General features: G+C 54.5%; 16 protein-coding genes, 1 pseudogene and 1 other annotated feature (1 of these 18 cut by a window edge). Of the genes and pseudogenes, 6 read left to right on the top strand and 11 right to left on the bottom strand.

Annotation, left to right across the window (positions count from 1 at the left end; genetic code table 11):
- Window positions 1-198: a binding site (T-box leader), on the bottom strand; it reaches 59 nt to the left of the window's first position.
- 174 nt (window positions 199-372) lie between these two features.
- The 7 genes from ACFPPD_RS20860 to zwf all read right to left on the bottom strand — a co-directional run bounded on the left by ACFPPD_RS20860 (window position 373) and on the right by zwf (window position 9320).
- Window positions 373-846 carry an MFS transporter gene (locus ACFPPD_RS20860; RefSeq protein WP_209746141.1) on the bottom strand — a complete coding sequence of 158 codons (474 nt, stop codon included), beginning with the start codon at window positions 844-846 and terminating at the stop codon, window positions 373-375.
- A 581-nt stretch (window positions 847-1427) separates the two neighbouring features.
- Complete coding sequence (locus tag ACFPPD_RS20855) at window positions 1428-2435, bottom strand: hypothetical protein (RefSeq protein ID WP_209746140.1); 1008 nt, start codon at window positions 2433-2435, stop codon at window positions 1428-1430.
- Entirely contained in the window at window positions 2432-2977 is a 546-nt protein-coding gene (locus ACFPPD_RS20850; RefSeq protein WP_378083160.1) for an RNA polymerase sigma factor, read from the bottom strand. Before ACFPPD_RS20850 ends, ACFPPD_RS20855 begins: the two co-directional genes overlap by 4 nt.
- Window positions 2978-3450: 473 nt before the next feature.
- Window positions 3451-4860 carry an NADP-dependent phosphogluconate dehydrogenase gene (gene gndA / locus ACFPPD_RS20845; RefSeq protein WP_209746137.1) on the bottom strand — a complete coding sequence of 470 codons (1410 nt, stop codon included), beginning with the start codon at window positions 4858-4860 and terminating at the stop codon, window positions 3451-3453.
- A gap of 220 nt (window positions 4861-5080) precedes the next feature.
- Window positions 5081-5746, bottom strand: coding sequence for a fructose-6-phosphate aldolase (fsa, locus tag ACFPPD_RS20840; RefSeq protein ID WP_209746135.1), 666 nt, complete (start codon window positions 5744-5746; stop codon window positions 5081-5083).
- 63 nt (window positions 5747-5809) lie between these two features.
- Window positions 5810-7804: a transketolase gene (tkt, locus tag ACFPPD_RS20835; RefSeq protein WP_209746133.1), complete on the bottom strand. Its 1995-nt coding sequence runs from the start codon at window positions 7802-7804 to the stop codon at window positions 5810-5812.
- Window positions 7782-9320, bottom strand: a complete 1539-nt coding sequence (gene zwf / locus ACFPPD_RS20830; RefSeq protein WP_209746131.1) for a glucose-6-phosphate dehydrogenase — start codon at window positions 9318-9320, stop codon at window positions 7782-7784. Before zwf ends, tkt begins: the two co-directional genes overlap by 23 nt.
- A 124-nt stretch (window positions 9321-9444) precedes the next feature.
- On the opposite strand from zwf, the gene ACFPPD_RS20825 reads away from it, so the two are divergent.
- The 4 genes from ACFPPD_RS20825 to ACFPPD_RS20810 all read left to right on the top strand — a co-directional run bounded on the left by ACFPPD_RS20825 (window position 9445) and on the right by ACFPPD_RS20810 (window position 13382).
- Entirely contained in the window at window positions 9445-10323 is an 879-nt protein-coding gene (locus ACFPPD_RS20825; RefSeq protein WP_209746341.1) for a LysR family transcriptional regulator, read from the top strand.
- A gap of 238 nt (window positions 10324-10561) precedes the next feature.
- Window positions 10562-11623, top strand: coding sequence for a Delta(5) desaturase DesA (gene desA, locus ACFPPD_RS20820; protein WP_209746129.1), 1062 nt, complete (start codon window positions 10562-10564; stop codon window positions 11621-11623).
- A gap of 32 nt (window positions 11624-11655) precedes the next feature.
- The gene (locus ACFPPD_RS20815) at window positions 11656-12780 is read left to right on the top strand and encodes a histidine kinase (RefSeq protein WP_209746128.1); all 1125 of its coding nucleotides are present in this window, start codon (window positions 11656-11658) and stop codon (window positions 12778-12780) included.
- A 2-nt stretch (window positions 12781-12782) separates the two neighbouring features.
- Window positions 12783-13382, top strand: coding sequence for a response regulator (locus ACFPPD_RS20810; RefSeq protein WP_209746126.1), 600 nt, complete (start codon window positions 12783-12785; stop codon window positions 13380-13382).
- A gap of 68 nt (window positions 13383-13450) precedes the next feature.
- On the opposite strand, the gene ACFPPD_RS20805 is transcribed toward ACFPPD_RS20810, so the two are convergent.
- From ACFPPD_RS20805 to ACFPPD_RS20795, 3 genes and pseudogenes are all read right to left on the bottom strand, one after another.
- Window positions 13451-14998, bottom strand: coding sequence for a hypothetical protein (locus tag ACFPPD_RS20805; RefSeq protein WP_209746124.1), 1548 nt, complete (start codon window positions 14996-14998; stop codon window positions 13451-13453).
- Window positions 14999-15178: 180 nt separating this feature from the next.
- Window positions 15179-15295: pseudogene (locus ACFPPD_RS20800) on the bottom strand (neutral zinc metallopeptidase); the annotation flags it as partial.
- Between the two features lie 65 nt (window positions 15296-15360).
- Entirely contained in the window at window positions 15361-15705 is a 345-nt protein-coding gene (locus ACFPPD_RS20795) for a CD3324 family protein (RefSeq protein WP_378083153.1), read from the bottom strand.
- A gap of 444 nt (window positions 15706-16149) precedes the next feature.
- Between ACFPPD_RS20795 and ACFPPD_RS20790 the strand changes: the two genes are divergently transcribed.
- Complete coding sequence (locus tag ACFPPD_RS20790) at window positions 16150-16566, top strand: hypothetical protein (protein WP_209746122.1); 417 nt, start codon at window positions 16150-16152, stop codon at window positions 16564-16566.
- A gap of 72 nt (window positions 16567-16638) precedes the next feature.
- Complete coding sequence (locus tag ACFPPD_RS20785) at window positions 16639-17037, top strand: LysM peptidoglycan-binding domain-containing protein (RefSeq protein ID WP_209746120.1); 399 nt, start codon at window positions 16639-16641, stop codon at window positions 17035-17037.
- A 96-nt stretch (window positions 17038-17133) separates the two neighbouring features.
- Here the strand turns inward: ACFPPD_RS20785 and ACFPPD_RS20780 are convergent, their stop codons facing one another.
- Window positions 17134-18501: an MATE family efflux transporter gene (locus tag ACFPPD_RS20780; RefSeq protein ID WP_209746118.1), complete on the bottom strand. Its 1368-nt coding sequence runs from the start codon at window positions 18499-18501 to the stop codon at window positions 17134-17136.
- Window positions 18502-18528: the final 27 nt, after the last annotated feature.

The following is an 18528-nucleotide window of genomic DNA, read 5'->3' as shown; positions in this document are numbered from 1 at the left end:
TCGCCTCTTCGAGTACGGCACGGATTCGTGTTTATACTCTAGCTCTGTAACAGGAGCTCCTGTCGCGCCACCCCCTCCGATGAGGTTCCGGCGCGCTGCTCGGAGTCTTTGTTCAATAAGGAATTCTTTGCTCCTTCTCAGCATCGGAGCTCTCTGTGAAAGAATTCGTTTATTTACTCGTCTCGTCGTCGCATTTGTTCATTGCGAATATTTTATCAAATCGCGGCAATGAGGTAAAGTGTTATTTGTAAAATAAAGCGAAAAACTGAACAAAAGAAGAACGACCAAAGCAAGGACGAACGCAGGGAACAACGCCATGCTCGTCAAGGAAGCGAACGCGCCGAACAGGGGCGGAAGGAACGTCGAACCCGTCTACGCCGTCGCCATCTGGTAGCCCATCAACCGGGCCGAATTCCGCTCTCCGAAACGAGCCGGCGTCTCGTGCAACAGGTCGGGATAGATCGGCGCGAGCCCTAAGCCGATCAGGATCATTCCGTTCAGGGATCCCGTATCGGGAAGCGGCAACAGCAGCAATGCGCCGCCGGCGATCGCGGTCAGTTGGCCGATCAGAATAAGAGTCCGGTTGCTCATCTTCAGCGTCGCGAATCCGGTCATGAACCTTCCCGCCGTAATGCCGCCAAAGTATAAGCCCGCCCACAAGACCGCCGTATCCGGCGCGACGCTTCTTTCGCTGACGAGGAAGCAGGCTCCCCATAAGCCGACCATCGCTTCCGCGCCGCAATAGAGCATGAAAGCAAGCAACGACATTTTGACGCCTTTTAGCCGAATCGGATGCACGGCGTCTTCTTCGGTCGACGCGATCTCTCTTGCGCTCCTATCGGCCATCCGTTTAACGAATTCTTGACCTTCTTGTTCCGCCCGTTCCTCGGCTTCTTTCTGCGCCGCGACGCGATTCTAGAGCGGGAGCGTCGCGAGCAACAGGAGGACGAGCCCGCATTGAACGAGCGTCACGGTGACGTAGCCGTCTCTCCAGGACTGGCCGTCCGCGATGGCATTGGCCATCAGATTCGGCCCCGTCGTCGCGCCGATGCCTTTCGAACTTCTTAACGGAAGCTTGAGATCTTATTCGCCGAAATCCACCTCTATTGGCGCGCTAACGGAATGGAGCGGCGTTATTGGGCTCATATTTCAGGATATGACTTGAAAAGTCGCGAAATAGCGGCTTCAGGATCCGTTAGCCTCACGAAAGATCAAAATTCCCTACAATAAAGTCATTGGGTTCCGTTAGCCGTTTCTTGTCCCTACAGCTCTCCTGCCGCTTCTGCTGTGCCACCTCGCCGTCACTACCGCCCCACTCCGCTATGCTTCACCATCCAAGTTCACCACAACTCGTTCCGCCAAAAAGTCGAGGGGAAAGGACTCTAGGCTAGTAGCCACACTCCGTAACGCGGGCCTGATCACGTTACTTAATCGTCGATTCGAACGAGACTTTTATCGGTTTCGGAATATCGGAACGAAGCAAAGGAATCTTCGCGTGCGAGAGTAAAGATCCCTTCGCTCTCATCGTAACCGACGACGTCGTCCGGTCCGGCTTTCAAATCGTTCCTGACGGACGTCCAGCTCAGTTTCCCGCCGTTCTCCTTGAAGACGTAAATCTCGTTTTGTTTGCGCGTGGCGACGATCGCTTCTTCCCTGCCGTCTCCGTCCAGATCCCGCTCATAGCTCGCGGCGCTGAACATGGCCAATTCGGCGACGCCTCCTTCTCCTTTCCTCACGTACCATACGCAGGATTCTCCGTCGATTCTGCATTCGGCTTGCGCGATCTTCAGCACCTCCTGCCCGAACAACCGGGACATCTCGAAGTCCAGATCGTACATGTGCCCCGTGCCGAAATGAACGATCGTTCCCTCGGGCTGTCCGTCGAGCTTAAAGCCGAAATACGCGATTTTCTTGCCGCCGTCCTTCTCGACTTTCGGAGCGGTTACCGTCGACTCCGACTTAAGCGTATACCGGATCGCCATCCCGAATCCCGGTATTTCTTTCCGTTCGATCAGATCGATATCGGATTCGGGAATGCGCTGCGCGTATTCGCCGTTTCTGAGCGGCGTATACTTATCGGACAAGCCCGGCAAAATATCGGGATCGTTCTCGCGAATGGTTGCGCCGGCCGGAAGGACCTGAGCGTCCAACGGATGGAACGCCGCGGGAAAAGACTGCGCGTTCGTCACCCCGGCAAGCCCTTCGTCGCCCGAAGCCGCGGAACCGTCGTTTCCTTCCCAGGGACGAATAACCAGCAAAACGGCCATCAGGCAGACGGCGATAGCGGCGGCAACGCCGTTCCAGGAACGAAACGGCAATCGGCGTCTTCGGTCGACCGCCTTCAATACGGTCGCATGCATCTCCTCGGTAAACGGATCTTCGGAGAAAAGCCCTTGCTTGACTTTGTTTTCCCATGGCGCGCGAATGTCGTTCATCGTTCCTTTTCCCTCCATTTGTCGTCCATCGCCTTGCGTGCGCGGTGAAGTCGCGATTTAATCGTTCCCTCCGATACGCGAAGCATGTTCGCGATCTCGATCATCGTCATCTCGTGCTCGAGCGTCAGTACGAGCACTTCCCGCAGCTTCATCGGCAACCCCATCATCAGCTCCCGGACTTCCCTTGCCGATTGGTCTTCGAAGTACGCCGACTCGGCCGACTGCCCGGCGTTAGGCGGCTTTACCCGCTGGAACAGCACGATCCGGCGTATATAGCTCGACTTCATCTCATTGATGGCGATGTTTCGCGTAATCGCGAACAGCCATGTCTTCATCGATGAATGCCCCCGGAACGATTCGATGCCGCGGTACGCCTTGATAAACGCCTCCTGCGCGACGTCCTTCGCCTGTTCCCGGCTTTTCGTAATCGCGTAGGCGTATTTCCTGACGTCGTCCCCGTATTGCTCCATCAGACGGATCAACTCCGCATGGGCCATGCGATTCGTATTCGCCAAGTATTGAAACTCCAACTGGGAATCCACTTCTCCACCTCCACCCTATTAGACAAGGGCCGCCGTCGATTCGTTCCGTTCGATACCAAAGAAAAAACCCGCCGTTTAGGCGGGTCGGGCTGTCGAGATAGTCCGTATGGTTCTAATGCATGGATACTTTTTTGGGGTCCGTCGTTCAACTCGGCGGTTTTCGCGACTTTGCGCCGACAACCTGCAAAAATGCAGGTTATTTAGCTCATTTCTTCCGAATATACGCAAACAACCTGCAAATATGCAGGTTGTTTGCCGCTTTTCGCGAGAATCCGGTCATTTCGTTTTATCAAACTGTATATTTGCAGGTTGTTAAACCGTTTGGCCGATTTCGTGCCGATTAACCTGCACTTTTGCAGTTTGTTGGGAGGGCAAAGGCCCTTCACCTCGCGAAATTAGGATGCCTCTCTAAACACACGGTTTCTCGACGATCTAACCCGCCGTTTAGGCGGGTCGATCTTTCGTATGGATAATTATTCCATCCACTGGAAGTGGAAGCTGCCTGGGCGATCGAGTCGCTCGAACGTGTGCGCCCCGAAGTAATCGCGCTGCGCTTGCAGCAAGTTCGCCGGCAGACGCTCCGTGCGGTAGCTGTCATAATAGGCCAGCGCGGAGGAGAACGCCGGTACCGGAATGCCTCTCGTGACGGCGGTTGCGATGACCTTCCTCCAAGCGTCTTGGTAATTGCGTACGACGTTGCTGAAGTACTCGTCGAGGAACAGGTTTTTCAGTTCCGGATCACGATCGTACGCGTCCTTGATGTTCTGCAGGAAACCCGCGCGGATGATGCAGCCGCCGCGGAAAATCATCGAGATGCCGCCGTAGTTAAGGTTCCAGCCGTAAGCGTCGGATGCCGCTCTCATCTGCGCGAAGCCTTGCGCGTACGACGCGATCTTGCTCGCGAACAACGCTTTGCGCACGGATTCGATGAAGGCTTTCCGATCGCCCTCGTATGCCGCTGCCGCGGGACCGTCCAGCTTCTTGCTGGCGGCTACGCGCTCTTCCTTCAGCGCGGAGATGAACCGGGCGAATACCGATTCGGTAATGATGGAGAGAGGAACGCCCAAGTCGAGCGCGCTTTGGCTCGTCCATTTGCCGGTTCCCTTCTGTCCCGCCGAATCGAGGATGACGTCGACCATCGGTTTGCCCGTCTCCGGATCCGTCTTCGAGAAGATGTCCGCCGTGATTTCGATCAGGTAGCTATCCAACTCGCCGTTGTTCCACTCGGTGAAGATCTCGTGCAGTTCGGACGTGCTTACGCCGAGAACGTCTTTCAGCAAGTGGTAAGCTTCGCCGATCAGTTGCATGTCGCCGTACTCGATGCCGTTATGCACCATTTTAACATAATGACCGGAACCGTCTTCGCCGATGTAAGTCGAGCAAGCGTCGCCGTTTACTTTGGCCGAGATGGCGGTCAGAATCGGCTCGACCAGCTCGTAAGCGGACTTCTGTCCGCCCGGCATGATCGCGGGACCGTTCAGCGCGCCTTCCTCGCCGCCGGAGACGCCGGCGCCGATGAAGCGGAAGCCTTTCGCCTGCAAATCTTTATTCCTGCGTTGCGTGTCCGGGAAATAGGCGTTGCCGCCGTCGATCAGAATATCTCCTTGGTCCAGGTAAGGAATGAGCTGGTCGATCGTATCGTCCGTCGGTTTACCCGCTTTGACCATGATCAGGATTTTGCGGGGCGTCTCGAGCGATTGCACGAATTCCTCGACGCTGTAGGCGCCGACGAAGTTTTTGCCTTTCGCTTCTTCCAGCAGTTCGTTCGTTTTCTCAGGCGAACGGTTGTACACCGATACGGAGAAGCCTTTGCTTTCGATATTCAAGGCGAGGTTCTTGCCCATGACGGCTAAGCCGACGACGCCGATTTGTTGTTTGCTCATTGGTGGTATCTCCCCATCCTTCCGGTTTCTCTCTCTTTTAGAGGTTGTCAAAAAGCCCAATTTTGATCACGAAGTAAATCAGGAAGCTTAATCGACGTCGAATCTTGAAATCAGCCGGGACTTCCGGTGCTCACGTAGGTTTGCCTACGCTCCGCTCCTCATTCCCTAGCTTCTTTCAACCTTCTCGGTGCTGAAAACCGGTCTTTTTGAACTCGCATTTTTACTGAACGGCTTTTTTCCAATCCGCGGCGAACTTCTCCATCCCTTGCTCCGTCAGCGGGTGCTTCGAGATTTGCTCGATAACCGAGAACGGAATCGTCGCGATGTGCGCGCCGGCCATCGCAACGCGGGTCACGTGATCCGGGTGGCGAACGGAAGCGGCGATGATCTGCGCGTCCAGGTTATGCGTGCGGAACAGTTCGGCGACTTTGGCGACCAGTTGAACGCCGTCTTCGGAGATGTCGTCCAGGCGGCCGAGGAACGGAGAGACGTAAGTGGCGCCGGCACGAGCCGCCAAAAGCGCTTGGTTCACCGTGAAAATCAGCGTGACGTTCGTTTTAACGCCTTTCTTGGTCAAGTAGCGGCAAGCTTCCAAGCCGGCCAGCGTCATCGGCAGCTTGATCGTGATGTTTTTATCGAAGTTGTTGATCTTGATCAGTTCGTTCGCTTGCTCGATCATTTCTTCGGCCGTCAGCGCGTCCGGCGTCACTTCGGCGGACACCGACTCGACTTCCGGCACTTCGCGAAGAATTTCGGCGATGCGGTCTTCGAATTTGACGCCTTCCTTGGCGACCAAGGAAGGATTCGTCGTGACGCCGGAAAGGACGCCGACTTTGTACGCTTTTTTGATGTCGTTCAAGTTAGCTGTATCGATAAAAAATTTCATGGTATTACCTCCGATAAATTTTATAGTTTAGTTGTCGCTTTTACTTTAACTTTACTTCAACGTTTACTTCAACAGTTCTTTCGCCAAGCTCACGACGTTGTCGACGCTGAAACCGAAGTATTCCATGACCGCGTTGCCCGGGCCGGACGCGCCGAACGTGTCGATCGCGAGTACTTTGCCTTTCGGACCCGTATAGCGTTCCCAACCTAACGAAATACCCGCTTCCAAGGAGATGCGTTTCGTCGCGGCATCCGGAAGCACGCTTTGCTTGTAAGCGTCGGATTGACGGTCGAACAGCTCTCTACTCGGCATGGCGACGACGCGTACGGACAAGCCTTCTTTTTCCAGCTCCGCTTTGGCGCCTACCGCAAGGGAAACTTCCGAGCCGGTACCGATGAGGACGAGATCCGGCTTAGCGTTCGTCTCCGTGAGAACGTATGCGCCTTTGGCAACGTCTGCTTTGTTCGCTTTTGTCGCTTCGTAGATCGGTAAATTCTGTCTGCTAAGTACGAGCGCGACAGGTCCTTCCTTCTGTTCCAACGCGTAAGCCCAAGCGCTCGCCGTTTCGTTCGCGTCGGACGGACGGATGACCGTCAGACCCGGGATCGTGCGAAGCGCGGCCAAGTGTTCGACCGGTTCGTGCGTCGGTCCGTCTTCTCCGACCGCGATGGAATCGTGCGTGAAGACGTAAGTGACGGGCAGCTTCTGCAGCGCGGCCAGACGAATGGACGGGCGCAAATAGTCGCAGAATACGAAGAACGTGCTGACGAATGGCTTCACGCCGCCGTGTAGCGCCATGCCGTTGCCGGCCGCGCCCATGGCGTGCTCGCGAACGCCGAAGTAGACGTTGCGTCCCGCATAGGAGTCGACGGCGAATTTGCCTTCGCCTTTGATGTCCGTCATCGTCGAGTGGGACAGATCCGCGCTGCCTCCGAAGATCGAAGGAACTGTTTTCACGTAGTGATTGATCGCTTCGCCGCTCGCCACGCGAGTCGAGATCGACTTGGACGTATCGAACGTCAGAATGTCATCTGCTTCGATCGTGACCGTGCCATCGATGACTTGCACGAATTCTTTGCCTTGCGAAGGATATTGCGCCGCATAAGACGCGACGAGTTGATTCCATTGTTCTTCTTTGGCCGCGCCTTGTTGCTTCAGCTTCTCGAAGTGGGCTTTCACGTCCGTCGGAACGTAGAAGTCTTCCTCGTAGTGCCAGCCGTATACTTCCTTCGTCGCTTTCGCTTCCTCTTTGCCGAGCGGATTGCCGTGGACCTTGTGCGTTCCCGCTCCTTTGCTGCCGTAGCCGATGATCGTGCGAACCTCGATAAGCGTCGGTTGCGAATCGTTCCCCTTGGCGGCCGCGATCGCTTCTTGGATCTTAGCGACGTCGTTGCCGTCCTCCACGCGGAGATATTGCCAGTTCGCCGACTCCGCCCGCTTGCGGATGTTCTCGCCGAACGAGAGATTCAGGTCGCCGTCCAAGGAAATGTCGTTGGAATCGTACAGCACGATTAATTTGCCCAGCTTCATGTGGCCGGCCATCGACATCGCTTCGTAAGAGATCCCTTCCATCAAGCAACCGTCGCCGACGAGCGAGTACGTATAATGGTCGACGACCGGGAAGCCTTCTTGGTTATATTTCGAAGCGAGATGAGCTTCCGCCATCGCCATGCCGACCGCCATCGCGATACCTTGGCCGAGCGGTCCCGTCGTCGCGTCGACGCCGTCCGTGTGACCGAATTCCGGGTGACCCGGCGTCAAGCTGTTCAGCTTGCGGAACTGCTTCAGGTCGTCGATCGATACGCGGTAGCCGGACAGGTGCAGCAAGCTATACAGCAAAGCGGAACCGTGGCCCGCCGACAGCACGAAGCGGTCGCGGTTGAACCATTTGGCGTTGCCCGGATTGTGATTCAATTGGGAACCCCAGAGAGCGTAAGCCATCGGAGCGGCTCCCATCGGCAAGCCCGGGTGACCGGAATTGGCGGCGTTGATGGCGTCGATGGACAAGGTGCGGATCGTGTCGATCGCGAGTTGGTCAATGGTTTGCGTTGTAGGCATATTGTTCTCCTTTGGATTCGGATGGATTGCCGGATGTCTCGGCTTGTTCGATTTTCTCGTCGAACCACCAGTGGTAGCCGTCTTGCGCGAGAAGAGCGTCCGACGCGGAAGGACCGTAGCTTCCCGCCGCATAGCGGTGAAGCGGGACTTGGTTGTCCGCGAACGCGTCCAGAACCGGCTGTACCCACTGCCAGCTCAACTCGACTTCGTCCCAATGGGCGAAGAACGTCGCGTCTCCGTGCAGCGCGTCGAAGATCAAATTCTCGTAAGCTTCGGGCACATCGCCCTGGCTCTCGTAGAGAGGAATCGAAACCGCCTTGAACTTTCCGCTGACCGGATCTTTCTCGTTGATCCGCAGCGTGATGCTTTCGCGGGGCCCGATGTCGATGACGAGAAGATTCGGCGCGATCTGCTCGTCGTCCGCCTGGGACGACGGCTTGAGCGGATCCTTGAACTCGATCACGATTCTCGTGGACTTCTCGTTCGTCCTCTTGCCGGTGCGAATATAGAACGGAACGCCGCGCCAGTAGTTGTTTTCGATGTGTAATCGGGCGGCGATAAACGTATCGTTCATGGAAGTCGACGGAATGCCCGGCTCGGACAAATAACCGGCTACGGGTTTGCCTTTGAGATTGCCTTCCTTGTATTGGCCGCGGATGACGTTCGTTCCGATCTCGTGCTTCTGCAGAGGCGACAACGCCTCGATGACTTTCTTCTTCTTGAAGCGAACCTTGTCGGAGCTGCTATCGTGAGGCAGGTGGATCGCCGCCATCATGAGCATCTGAAGCATATGATTCTGGAACATGTCTTTGATCGCGCCGACATGATCGTAATAGCCGGCTCTTTCTTCGACGCCGACCGTCTCGATGGCCGAGATTTGCACGTTGGCGATATAGCGGTTCGTCCACAACGCTTGGAACACCGGATTCGATTGCTGCAGCGATTCGAGCTTCTGCACCATCGCTTTGCCTAGATAGTGGTCGATCCGGAACACTTCGTCCTCGTCGAACGATTGGCTCAGCTTCCGGTTCAGCTCGCGCGCGGATTGCAGGTCGTGCCCGAAAGGCTTCTCGATGACGAGACGTTTCCAGCCGTTCGAGGATCCGAGTCCGCTTTCCTGGATGTTCGCCGCGATCGGCTCGAAGTACTCGGGACCGACGGACAAATAGAACATACGATTCGGCGCCATGTGCAGCTCGTCTTCGCGTACTTGTACGCGCTCGAGCAGCGAAGCGTAATCTTCCTTGCGTCCGATGTCGAGAACGTGGTAACGGAAAGCGCGAAGGAACGATTTCAACGAAGCTTCATCGTTCGCCGCGCGTCTGGAAAACTGGCGGATCGACTGTTCTACGTTTGCTTGGAAAGACTCGTCGGTCCATTCTCTTCTTCCGAGACCGAACGCGGAAAAAGGCTGCGGCAGCTTGCCGTCGACGAACAAATTATAGAGAGCGGGGTATATTTTTCTTCTGGCCAAATCCCCCGTCGCACCGAACAAAACAAACGTTGCTGGCTCCATCTTCCTTCTCCTTCCGGATGAGCTAAAGGTAAGCTCTCTGGTTTCTTTTTCTTAATTTCACTATAATACGATTTGAAGCCATATAAGTAATCAATATATTTAACAGGAGATATAGACGATGTCTATGACCAACAATTTCGAATTGTACAAGGTATTTTATTGGTCGGCGAAGACGGGAAGCTTGACGCAAGCGGCCAAGGCGCTATATCTCACCCAGCCGAGCGTCAGCCACGCCATCAAGCAGCTCGAGGACAGCTTCGGCATTCCTCTCTTTTACCGCAACTCCAAAGGCGTCGAGTTGACGCAGGAAGGCGCCGTTCTGTATTCGTACATCGAACAGTCGCACATCTTGATTACGCTCGCCGAAGAGAAGATGGCCGCGCTCAAGAATCTGGACAGCGGCGAACTGCGCATCGGCGGGAGCGATTCGCTGTTCAAGCATTACGTGCTTCCTTATTTGGAGGATTTCCATCGCAAATTCCCCGGCATTAAGCTGCACTTGAATCACGGTACGACGCCCGAAGTGATCACTTTCCTGAAGGAAGGCAAAATCGATCTCGGCGTCGTCCGCATGCCGATCGTCGATTCCCAGCTCGAAGTGAGGGAAAGCTTCCAACTGCAGGATTGCTTCGTCGCGGGCGCCCGTTACGCCGAATTGAAAGATACGGTGCTGTCGCTCGAGATGCTTCTCCGTTACCCCGTCATTCTCTTCTCGCGGAACAGCCGGGCCCGAATGGCGATCACGGAAATCTTCCAGAGCTACGGCCACACGATCAAGCCGGAAATCGAAGTCGGCAGCGTCGACCTTCTCATCGAGTTCGCGCGGCGCGGTCTCGGCATTTCCTACGTGACCCGGGAGTTCGTATCGAAGGAGTTGGAACAAGGCTCGCTGTTCGAGATCAAGCTCGACGTGCCGCTCCCTCCTTCTCACGTCGGCATCATGACGATGCGGAACATGCCGCTGACGAGCGCGGCGAGAAGGTTCATCGAGATCGTTCGCTAACGGGGGGGTCCAACGGCTTGCGGCATCGCGCAAACAACATTAAAGGACGATATCCCGCGGGGAGGATGCCCCGGAGATATCGTCCTTTTTTCGGGCCTATATGACATTTATCATATGCTCTTCCTGACGGTTATGACTGTGAGCCGTCATGCGCCCTCTCTTATACTTAGAATGAAACGACGCATGCGCATAAAATCGCTTGCAACGAGAGCATCATCCAGCCAGGAGGCCGCTAACCATGAACACGACGAAGATCTCCGAATTGAAAAAAAGCGCAGCGCCCTATTCGCAGACGAATATCCGCGCAAGCCTCCGCCAGATCGCGAACACCCTGTTGCCGTTTGTTTTGCTTTGGATCGCGGCATACGCCAGCTTGTCCGTTTCCTACTGGCTGACGGTCCCGATCGCCGTCGCGGCCGCCGGTTTCCTCATCCGGACGTTTATTATTTTCCACGACTGCTGCCATCAATCGTTTTTCAAAAACCGCAAAGCGAACGACGCGCTAGGCAACATTCTCGGCATCGTTACGCATTTCCCCTACGAGCAATGGAAGAACGCGCACAATATCCACCACTCGACGAGCGGCAACCTCGACAAGCGGGGCGTCGGCGACATGTGGGTCATGACCGTCGACGAATACGTCGCCTCTCCTCCATCGCGCAAGCTGGCTTACCGGTTGTACCGCAATCCGATCGTCATGCTCGGGTTCGGACCGCTGTTCTTGTTCGTCGTCACGTACCGGATGAACCGCAAAGGCGCGAAGAAAAAAGAAAAAATGAACACGCACTTTACGACCGTGGCCATCGCCGCCGTATACGCGTTAATGGGTTGGTTGATCGGCTGGCAAAGCCTGCTTCTCGTCCAGGGGCCGATTCTTCTGATTGCCGGGATGCTCGGAATTTGGTTATTCTATGTTCAACACCAATTCGAGAACTCCTACTTCGAGCACGAGGAACAATGGGACTACGTGAACGCGGCGGTCGAAGGCAGCTCTTATTATCGCCTTCCGCGCCTTCTTCAATGGATCACCGGCAATATCGGTTTCCATCACGTTCACCACTTGAGCCCGAAAGTTCCGAATTACAACTTGGAGAAGGCGCATCTGGCCATCCCTCCGCTTCAGAAAGCGACGACGATCGACATTCGCACCAGCTTGCGTTCCTTGCGCTTCCGCTTATGGGACGAGAATGCCAAGACGTTCATCGGTTTCCGGGATCTGAAAGCCTCGCTCAACAAACAGGCGTCGGCCGCAAGTAAACCGATCACCGGTCAAGCGGATATCGGATCGAACTACCTGTAACGCTACCGGCATCGCCTAGAAGGTGGTACAGCATGCAAAAATGGCGGTCTAATCTCCACAAAACGACGGGATTGAATCCATTCGTATGGGCAGTGTTGTTCATCCTGCCCTTTTATTTTATTTTTCGCTCGTCCTCCAAGCTCTATATTGCAGCCGGCATCGCGCTGATCGTCTTGTTCTTCATCTCCTACGTGCTTGCGTTCTTCACGAAAGGCTGGAAGGTGTACGTCTGGGCCGGCGTCCAGATCGCGATCTCCGTCGCCATGACCGTTCTGTTCGGCTTCGTGTACTTTTCTCTCTTCCTGACGTTCATCATCGGCAACATCGCGAGCCGGAGGGGATTCTTTACGTTATACGTCATCCATCTCGTCTCGACGATCTTGACGATCGAATACGGCTTCTTCGTAAAAAATCCGATCTTCATTAATCAGCTGCCGTTCGTCGTTCTTTGCCTGATCATGGTCATCCTTCTCCCGATCACGAACTATAATCGCAATAAGAACGAGTCGCTTCAAGTACAGCTTAACGATGCCAATAAGCGGATCTCCGATTTGGTCAAGCTGGAGGAGCGGCAACGGATCGCGAGAGACTTGCACGATACGCTCGGGCAGAAGCTGTCTCTGATCAGCTTGAAGAGCGACCTGGCGCAGAAGCTCATGACGAAGAACCCTGCCGCCTCCCTGAGCGAGATGAAGGAAGTCAGCCATACGGCGCGCAACGCGCTCAAAGAAGTGCGGGAAATGCTGACGAAGATGCGCGGGGCCAAGTTGCCCGAAGAGATTCATCGCATCGGTCAAATACTGAAAGCCGCCCAAATCGAGTTGATCGTCGAAGGAAGCACGGAATCGCAGAACCTGTCTACGATGAACGAGAGCGTCCTCTGCATGTGTCTGAAGGAAGCTGTCAACAACGTCGTCAAGCATAGCGGGGCTTCCGCCTGCAAGATCTCCATTCGGCACCGGCCGTCGGACCTGCTTGTCATCGTCGAGGACGACGGCATCGGCTTGACGGGCGAAGCCTTCCCCAACAGGGGAAGCGGCATTAAAGGCATGAAGGAACGGCTCGAATTCGTCAACGGAAGCATCGAATGGGGAGCAGGCCCGGGCACTTCCCTTCTGCTCCGGGTACCGAACACCCATCCGAGAGAGAAGGCGTAACCATGATTCGAATCGTCATCGCCGAAGATCAACGAATGATATTGGGCGCCCTCGCCTCCCTTCTCGATCTGGAAGACGACATGACGGTCGTCGCGAAAGCGGGCAACGGCGACGAGGCCGTGAAGCTCGCTCGGCTACATCGGCCGGACGTGTGCATTCTGGATATCGAGATGCCTCTGAAGAGCGGTCTGGAGGCAGCCGAAGAGCTTGCCGCATTCGATTGCAAGGTCGTCATCCTGACGACGTTCGCGAGGGCCGGCTATTTCGAGCGGGCGATCAAAGCCGGCGTTCACGGTTATTTGCTGAAGGATAGCCCGAGCGAGGACTTGGCGGATTCGATCCGCATGATCGTCGCCGGCCGAAGGTTATACGCGCCGGAGTTAATGGACGAGGCCTACGGGGAGGAGAATCCGCTCACCGAACGGGAGAAGGAAGTGCTCGGCCTCATCGCCGACGGCAAGAGCACGAAGGAAATCTCGGAGGAGCTCTATATTACTCCGGGTACGATCCGCAACTATATTTCCGTCATTCTGACGAAGCTGGACGTCGGCAACCGGGTCGAAGCGATTAAGCGGTTCCGGGAAAAAGGTTGGTTCAAATAAAAGGCACGCGGCCGGCGAGACGGCTACGTGCCTTTTTGCTTGCGGATTATCTGGTTACGTCCGCCTAGTCATCGATCATGCGGATAGGATTGAGCTTTCTGAAGGACGAAATACGACCCGCTTTGATTACCGACAAATGCGATGATAGCCGAACCCTTTGGCGTCCATGTCCAAGAATCGATCGGCAAAGGCTCCTCGTTCAACCGTTTGGCTCGATTGCCGCGCGAATCGGAGATAACGAGTCGTGAACCGTACGTACCTCCCATCAAGTAGTCGCCTTTACTTCCATCGGGAGAAAACATGAACGGAGAAGTCGCCGACTCGGAGGAATCGGTGAACCAAGGCGTTAAAGAAACGATTTCTCCATTCGAATCATAGAAGCCGAAATAACCGGGAATCGAAAGCGCAAACTCGGAACTCGTCTCGTTGTACGCCAAATTAAAGCCTTTCATATTGTCTGCGATAAGTTTGGTTTCCTTATTTCCCGTTAGCCGAATGACGGCGGGCTCGGTGTAATCGACGGATTGCCCTTCATTGAACGCACGGTCGACGAGTAACGCCTTGCCTATGTTCAACCATCCCTTGAGAATTAGCGGCCCCTCCCCGAAGGGCAGCGGTTCGCCGGCCATTTTATCCAAGTCGTACCGGGAAAGCGAGAATCCGTATCCGGAACCATCCGCGATCGTATGGCCCGAGTAAGCGACATACACGAATTGGTTCGTTCCGGGAATCCAGATCGGATCGTGGTCCAAGTCGTATTCGGTCAATCGAATCGGTTTCCCGCCTTCGTTGCGGATGGCCCATATCCCTTCGTTCTCGTTTGTTTTGAACAACGACCAATTGTCGTTTCGGGTCAACAAGATGCGGGGATTCGAGTCGATCTTCGCGGAGCCCGGTACCCAAGCCGCATAGGATTCCTGATTTTCTTTTGCTATTTTAATCTGGAGCTGATGATTCGAATCGTTATATTTTAATAAATAAACGGAACCGTCCACTGTACCGATTTTCGTCGCTAGGCCCGTAAGGAAATCCAACTCGTAGAACGAGCTTGTTAACCCGTTCGTCTCTTCCGTCGAATATACGATTTTGTTTTCGTCGATCGGAATGAAACCTCTATAAGTTTGTCCGTCCGGCAAGACGACTGGCCATGTCTCTTCGAAAAGGGAACGGAGTTCGTTTTCCTTGAGGACAATCGGTGCCGGGCTAGACTCGGGTTCGCTTGCCGTCGTCGGCTTCGACTCATCGAAAACGGGCGAAAGTGCGACTTCTGGGGAGAACGAAGGCTCCGGAAGTTGCGTTGGAGCGTCTGCGGATACGTCATCCGCTTCGACCTCGATCACCGAGATCACTTCTCCTGTATCGGCTTCGATTTGGACGATCATTTTGTTATGCATCGGGTATTCCGCGGTAACGATCCAAACGTCATGTTTTTCCGCCGCGTTGCCGATAACGACTTCTTTGTTTTTTTCGAGCGAGGCTTGCCAGACGACATCCTCGTTCGTTTCCAGCTTTTTTGCGATCTCAATCGCTTGATTCGTGTCGATATGACCAGACTTCGTCGTACAGGCGGCCAAAAGAGTCGTAGCCAATAGAAAACTCCACGTTAGGATTCTCATACTCTATCTCCTTCACGATCATCTCTGCACCCATTCCATTAATAGATACGTATGGTTATTTAAACGACTCGCTGGAGATAAAGTTACTCTCGGTTTTCATAGACTAATACCCTTTACAACTTTTGCGCCCCGAACGTGTCTCCCCCGTCGATCGTACCGTTCAAGAAGCCTTTGTTAATCGTCACCGCTTACCAACAATGTCTGCACGTGATGACCGACTTCGTGCGCGATCACGTAGGCCAACGCGAAGTCGCCGGGCGCGCCTCTCCACTGCATTTTGCTAACAAAAACGAACGAGCAGCTCCGACGGAGACCGCTCGTTCGTTTTTGTTACGCCATATCGATCCGGGTCGGATCTTCGTTCACCGGACGGTCGCACGCGAAAAAGTTACGGGGTCGTAATTTGAATCGACATGAACTCCTGCGTCCGTTACGGAATGATTGCGAAATTTGAATATGATTTTACGAATACTTTCGCCGGTTAAATGATACCGTCTTTCGAGTTCCGCGATGGTCGATCCGTCCGAATGCAAACGGCAGATCTCTTTGTTCCGCTCCGCCAGCAGCTTCCTCGTGCCGCTGACTTCCCCCCAACGCGCGCGTTTGTCGTCCAGCTTCGGTATATAAATCAACTCGCCGTCAACGTACTTCTGCAACTCCCGAAGCAGACTAGGGGGAATAACGTCTCTCCCGTTTTTGTAAATCAAGTTGGCCCTCCTTCATCTCGAACGCAAAAAAGATAGATTTCGTTACAGCCGTCATTACTTTGAACATGTATTTCTTCCTCCTCTCGAATAGTGGCTTCGCCCTAAAACAAAAGCACTCTCATTATACAACATCATTTCGTAATTTTCCCAGTTAGCTCCAGAACATGGATTAGATGAAAAAGGAGGCCTTGCGGCCTCCCCTCCTAATCGACGATCTCCGTTAAACGGAGATCACCTCGGGATGGTAGATCAATTCGATCATCTCCTTTCGCGGAAATTCGTCGGGCCCGACTTCTACATTGTAATTCCCCTCGGCCCGCCGTAAAAGCGATTAAATGGCTATATTCAATCTTTCCGTCCGCGGCGATTATACAATCGGTACGGCGGCGACGCGAATAAGCTAACCGTATCATTACTAGCGTATGCAGAGAGGGCGCGAAAGCCATGGCTTACATCGTATACCAAGACCCCAAATACGGCTTCAGCGTGAAGCTCCCGCTTTGGTGGAAAAACTACATCGTCTTCGAACGGACGACACGCGTCATCGACGCGAAGTACGGCGTCTTTTTCCTATTCAAATACAAAGGCAAAGTGTACGAAGAGGCGTTATCCATTCTCGTATTCCGTAAAACGTTAAAACAATGGATCAAGGAAGGCTACGACGAATCTCCTTTCGTCCGCCTCGCGGCCCGCGACGGCTTCATCTACGCGTACGCGCTGCCCGGAGAACTCCCCGACGAATTCCTCAAAAAAGACAAGTCGGACTATGATTATAAGAAATACGGTATTCCGATTCGGCTGCTCAAGCGTATGGTCAACGTCGACGCGCCGAGAATCGTGAAGACGTTTCGGTTGAAATAATAAATAGGAACCCATTCGTTCCTAAATTAATACCCTATATAGTCAAATGACTATATTCGTGGAGGTTAGCTTATGGATAATCGCGGATTTTTTCCCGGCGGCGGATTCGGAGGAGGATTCGGAGGAGGATTCGGAGGAGGATTCGGACGCCCGTTCTTTCGCCCATTTCCCCATCCCTTTTTCCCTAATCGATTCTTATTTCCGTTCTTTTTCTTTTCCCCGTTCTTCTTCCCTTTCTTCAGAGACGGCAAATCGGACGATATGTTGTTCGCGCAGCACCAAGCACAGGCAGGCGATACGTTAGCGGCCGTATGCCATAAATACAACATTCCCCATACGATAATGGAAGAGGCCAATCCCCACCTTGCCAATCCGAATCAATTGAGCCCGGGAGAAATCGTATACGTACCTCGTATTTCCAATATGGTATGCCAAAAAACATACGCGGAGATGGCGTCTTCCAATCCATAAGCCGGGTTGTCGAGTATATGCGGAATTGTAAGTGCGGATTTGTTTGCCCTGCCTATTCTACTGACCGATACCCGGCGACCTTCGTCGGGTATCGGTCTAAGCTTGGATCGGAATAGAATCGGATACCGCGCGCAATTGCTTGCTTTTCTTTCTCCACCTGGCCACGAAGTAAGACGCTCGAACGATTTCGTCCGCGAGCGCTGCCAAGAATACTCCCATCAGGCCGATGCCGGCTAAGTCGCCTAGCAAGTAAGCGCCGCCCGTAGCCAGCGCCCACATGCCGAAGATGGACATGAGGCCTACGGCCCGCGCTTCTCCGACCGCGTTGAGCGATGTCGAAGTCAGCAAGCCGACGACTCGTAGCGGCATCCAGATGATCGTGAAGCCCAGTACCGGAATGGCCAAGTCCACGATCTCGCGCGACGAAGTAAATAACGCCATCACCGGATGACCCGCCGCGAAGAGAATGGCGGATACCGTAGTTACGATCGCCATTCCCGCCGTTATGCCGCGCCTAAGCCTCTTCGTTAGCTCCTCCGTCTTGCCCGCGCCGTACAATTGGCTGACGAGTATGCCCAGCCCGCCGGCGATCGCGCTGGCCGCGATCCAAGGCCACATCTGAATCGTCTGCAAGTAGGCATATGCCCCGATCGCGTCGGGTCCCATGCCGGAGACGATCCGAGTGATGAACACTTGCGAGAATCCCCACGAGACCGCCGTGAACGACACCGGCAGCCCGATCTTCGCTACTTCCTTCAGCACGGACTTATCCAAGACGAACCATTCCTTCCGCGCCCAGGCGGGATGGAACGTTTTCCAGAGCAACCACGCAGACACGAGCAACGCCAGCGACCTGCTGATCGCCGTCGAATAAGCCGCCCCCGCGATCCCCATTTCCGGAAAGCCCGCATGACCGAAGATGAGCAACCCATTCAACAAGAGATGAACAACGTTCATGCCGACGGCAATATACATCGGCCCTTTCGTGTTTCCCGTGCTCCGGATGACGGTATTCGTCGCCGCATGAAGCACGACGACGACGAAGCAACCGCCGATCGTCGTTAAATACTCGTTCGCGTAAGGGGATATTTCCTGGGGCGTGCTAAGCGCCGCAAGCGTAACCCCCGTGAACAACGCGAAGAAAAGGCTGAGCGCGATGCCCGCCAGCCCGTTCGCTTGCATGGAAAGGATAGCCGCTTTTCTCGCTTTCTCGTAGTTGCCCGCTCCCCAGTTGCGGGCCAGCACGATGGCGACGCCCGCGTTGATCAAGGCGAACAGCGTCATCGCCGCGGTGACGACTTGGTTGGAGATGCCTACGGCGGACACCGCACGGTCTCCGAGCCGGCTCACCATGAGCGTATCGATCGTTCCCATCAACAATTGCAACGTCAGCTCGATACCGATCGGCCAAGACAACCGCCAGATCGTTAACGGACCTTCGGATAATTCTTTCGTTTGTTCCATATTGCGTATACCCTCGCTCTGCCGGAT

Origin of the sequence: Cohnella suwonensis (genome assembly GCF_042655365.1) — a bacterium.
In the GTDB taxonomy this organism is placed as follows: domain Bacteria; phylum Bacillota; class Bacilli; order Paenibacillales; family Paenibacillaceae; genus Cohnella; species Cohnella suwonensis.
The sequence above is the reverse complement of the archived record's forward strand: the minus strand, read 5'-3'. Positions and strand labels throughout refer to the sequence as shown.